This window comes from Streptomyces sp. SID8352, from assembly GCF_009862265.1.
GTDB lineage: Bacteria > Actinomycetota > Actinomycetes > Streptomycetales > Streptomycetaceae > Streptomyces.
The window spans coordinates 1-4408 of sequence record NZ_WWGX01000025.1 but is presented as its reverse complement, the minus strand read 5'-3'; the positions used below and the strand labels follow the sequence as shown (position 1 = coordinate 4408).

Annotated in this window: 2 protein-coding genes; both read left to right on the top strand. The window is 76.0% G+C overall.

The window, feature by feature from the left end; genetic code table 11:
- The first annotated feature begins 15 nt into the window (after window positions 1-15).
- A complete protein-coding gene (locus GTY84_RS08220) occupies window positions 16-3402 on the top strand; it encodes an SDR family NAD(P)-dependent oxidoreductase (RefSeq protein ID WP_161225484.1) in 3387 nt (1128 codons plus the stop codon).
- A gap of 171 nt (window positions 3403-3573) precedes the next feature.
- Window positions 3574-4408, top strand: an 835-nt coding sequence (locus tag GTY84_RS08215; RefSeq protein WP_345943363.1) for a beta-ketoacyl synthase N-terminal-like domain-containing protein, incomplete at its 3' end; no start/stop codon positions are given.

The following is a 4408-nucleotide window of genomic DNA, read 5'->3' as shown; positions in this document are numbered from 1 at the left end:
ACCAAGGCCCTGGCCGTGTCCCATGCCTTCCACTCCCCGCTGATGGACCCGATGCTCACCGAGTTCCGCAAGGCCGTCGAGGAGACCGTGTTCAGGGCCCCCGTCCTGCCGGTCGTCTCCACCCTCACCGGCCGGACCGTCAGCGCCGAGGAGTTCTGCTCGGCCGACCACTGGGTGAGCCACGCCCGCGAAGCCGTCCGCTTCGCCGACGCCGTCACCACCCTCGCGGACGAAGGGGCCGCCACCTTCCTGGAGATCGGCCCCGGCGGAACCCTGGCGGCCCTCACCCAGGAACTCCTCGACGAGCGAGCCGTCACCGTCGTCCCCGTCCTGCGCGGCGACCGCGCCGAAGACCTGGCCGCGACCACCGCCCTCGCCCACCTCCACGTCCACGGCACCCCCGTCGACTGGGCGGCCCTCCACACCGGACCGGCCGGCCATCCCGTCGACCTGCCCACCTACCCCTTCCACCGCCGGCGCTACTGGCTCGACCCGGTCGCACCGGCCGGTGACGTGGCCGCAGCCGGGCTCGTGGACGCCGAGCACCCCTTCCTGGCGGCCGCCGTGCCCCTCGCCGACGGCCAAGGGGCCCTCCTCACCGGCCGGCTGTCCCCGGCCACCCACCCCTGGCTCAGCGACCACACCGTCATGGACTCCGTCCTGCTGCCCGGCACCGCTCTGGTGGACCTGGCGCTCCGCGCCGCCGACGAGGTGCGCTGCGACCGGGTGGACGAGCTGACCCTCGGCGCGCCCCTCCTGCTCCGGGAGGACGGTGCCGTACAGCTCCAGGCCGTCGTCAGCGGCCCTGACGCGACCGGGCACCGTACGGTCGCCGTGTACTCCCGCCCCGAGACCGTCGACGCCGCCGAGCCGTGGACCTGCCACGCGACCGGTGTGGTCTCCACGGACGCCCGAGGGCCGCGGGAGGACTCCCTTGTCGCATGGCCGGTCCCGGGGGCCGAGCCCCTGGACACCGGCGGCGCGTACAAGGCCCTGGCAGCCCTCGGCTTCGGGTACGGGCCCGTGTTCCAGGGCCTGCGCGGCTTGTGGCGGCGCGGCGACGAGGTGTACGCCGAGGTCCGGCTGCCCGAGGAGAGCGAGGTCGCCGGTTTCGGCGTCCACCCGGCCCTGCTGGACTCGGCCCTCCACGCCATCGGCCTCGGCGGCCTGCTGCCCGACGCAGGCCGGGGCCGGATCCCGTTCGCGTGGAACGGGGTGAGCCTCCACGCCGGCGGAGCCCGCGCCCTGCGCGTGAGGATCGTCCCCGCCGGGCCCGAAGCGGTGTCCCTGCTGGCCGCCGACGAAGCGGGCCGTCCCGTGGCCTCGGTCGACTCCCTGGTGCTGCGGCCCGTCTCGGCGGAGCAACTGGCCCGGGCCGGGCGGGCGGACGGGCGGCGGCGGGGGCTCTACCGGATCGACTCGAGCCCGCTTCCGCTCACCGTGGACAACCCCGTGAACGGTCCGCGCGAGCCGTGGAACCTCGTCGGCAGCGGCGACGCCCTGCGGGCGGCGCTGGAGGAAGCCGGCCTGGACGTCTTCGTCCGCCCCGACCTGGCGGATCCGGCCGACGCGGCCGAGCGCCCGTCACCCGCCGTCCTCCTCGCGGCCGTCGAGGTGGACCCGGACGGGGTGGACCCCGTGGCGCGCGTCCACGCCACGGCCCACCGGATGCTGGACCTGCTCCAGCGCTGGCTCGCCGACGACCGGTACGCCGACTCCCGGCTGGCCGTCCTGACCGCCCATGCCGTCGCGGCCGGCGGCCCCGGGGAGGAGGACCAGGACCGGGAGGTGGACCCGGCGCAGGCCGCCGTCTGGGGGCTGGTGCGTTCGGCACAGGCGGAGCACCCGGGGCGCATCGTCCTGGTCGACCTCGACCGGGACCCGGCGTCCGCCTCGTCTGCCTTGTCCGTGCTGTCCGCCCCGACCGACCTGTCGGCCTCGGGCGAGGAGCAGTTCGCCGTCCGCGGCGGAGCGGTCCTCGTACCCCGGCTCGCCCGGGCCGGGCAGCCGCCCGCCTCCGGCGCGGCCGCACCCGCCTTCACCGCCGACGGCACGGTCCTCGTCACCGGCGCCTCCGGCCTGCTCGGCCGGCACGTCGCCCGGCACCTGGTGACCGGGCACGGGGTACGCCACCTGCTGCTCGTCAGCCGCCGGGGCGCCGCCGCGGAGGGCATGGCCGCACTGGAGGCGGAGCTCACCGCCCTGGGGGCCAGGGTCACCGTGGCCGCCTGCGACGCCGCCGACCGCGCGGCGCTCACCCGGGTCCTGGACTCGGTCCCCGAAGGACACCCCCTGACCGGCGTGGTGCACGTGGCCGGTGTGACCGACGACGGGGTCCTCACCGGCCTCACGCCGGACCGGATCGACCACGTCTTCCGCCCCAAGGTGGACGCGGCCCTGCACCTGGACGAGCTCACCCGCGACCTGGACCTCTCCGCCTTCGTCCTGTTCTCCTCCGCCGCCGGTGTCCTCGGCGCGGCGGGCCAGGCCAACTACGCGGCGGCCAACACCTTCCTGGACGCCCTCGCCCGCCGGCGCCGGGCCGCCGGCCTGCCGGCCGTGTCCCTGGCCTGGGGGCTGTGGGACGAAAGCAGCGGCATCACCGGCCGGCTGACCGATGCCGACCGGGGCCGGATGGCCCGCAGCGGCGTCCTGCCGCTGGGCACCGAGGAGGCCCTCGGCCTCTTCGACGCCGCGACGGCCCACACGGGGAGCATGCTCGTCCCCGTCCGCCTGGACCGGGCGGAGCTGCGGCGGCAGGCGGCGGCCGGCACCCTGCCGGCCCTGCTCACCTCCCTGGTCCGCCTCCCGGCCCGGCGCCCCGCAGAGGGCGGGGGAGCGGACCCGGCCGCCGGGCCGTACGGCACCGGCGCAGGGGATCTGGCGGCCCGGCTGGCCGGCCTGGCCGGAGCCGAACGGCGCACCCTGGTCCTGGACCTGGTGTGCGAGCACGTGGCCGCGGTCCTGGGCCTCGCCTCGGCCCGGGAGGTGCGGCCCGGCCAGGCGCTCCGCGACCTCGGATTCGACTCGCTGACCGCTGTCGAGCTGCGCAACCGGTTGAGCCGGGACACCGGGCTGCGGCTGTCGTCCACGCTCGTCTTCGACTACCCCACCCCCGCCGAACTCGCCGGCCATCTGGAGTCCGAGACCGCACCGGTCGGCGCGGACGCCACCGGGCTGCTCGCCGAACTCGACCGGGTCGAGCAGCGGCTGCGGGACACGGAGACCGCCGACGCGGACCTCCGCGAGACCGTCACGGCGCACCTGCGCCGGCTGCTGGACCAGTGGGCCGCGCCCGCCGGCCCGGGGGAGGCGGACACCGCCGGCGTCGCGGACGGGCTCCACACCGCGACGGACGACGAGATGTTCGACTTCATCGGCAAGGAGTTCGGGATCTCCTGACCCGCACCGGGTGCGGGGCCGCCCGCCCGCACCCGCCCCTCCCCGCCGCTCCGGCCCCCGCCCCTCCCCGCCGACGCGGCCCCGCCACCCCGGCCCCCGACCGTCCGGGCCCCCGGCCCCACCGCCCACGGCCCACGGCCCGCTCGGGCTCGATGCAAGAGGTGACCCCAGGTGACTGACCTTCAGGCGAGCAACAACGAGGAGAAGCTCCGCTACTTCCTCAAGCGGGTGTCCTCGGACCTCCACGACGCCCGCGAGCGGCTGCGCGACCTCGACGAGGCCCGGCACGAACCGATCGCCATCGTCGCGACCGGATGCCGCTTCCCCGGCGGAATCACCACCCCCGAGGAGCTCTGGCGGCTCCTGGCCGACGACGGAGACGCCGTCACCGCCTTCCCCGCGGACCGGGGCTGGGACCTGGAAGCGCTCTACGACCCCGACCCGGACACCCGGGGCACCAGCCACGTCCGCGAGGGCGGATTCCTCGACGGCATAAACCTCTTCGACGCCGGACTCTTCGAGATCTCGCCCCGCGAGGCCCTCACCATGGACCCCCAGCAGCGACTCCTCCTGGAATCCTGCTGGGAGACCTTCGAACGGGCCGGCATCGACCCGACGTCCCTCAACGGCAGCCGCACCGGGGTGTTCACCGGCGTCATGTACCACGACCACTCCGCCCTGCTCCAGCAGGCCGTCGAGGACGTCGACGGCCACATCGGCACCGGCAGCGCGGCGAGCGTGGTCTCCGGCCGGGTGTCCTACACCTTCGGCCTCGAAGGCCCCGCCGTCACCGTCGACACCGCCTGCTCCTCCTCCCTCGTCGCCCTGCACCTGGCGGTACGGGCCCTGCGCCAGGGCGAATGCGACCTGGCCCTCGCCGGCGGCGTCACCACCATGCTCACGCCCACCTCCTTCGTGGACTTCAGCCGCCAGCGCGGCCTCGCCGCCGACGGCCGCTGCAAGCCCTTCGCCGCAGCCGCCGACGGCACCGGCTGGGGCGAGGGCG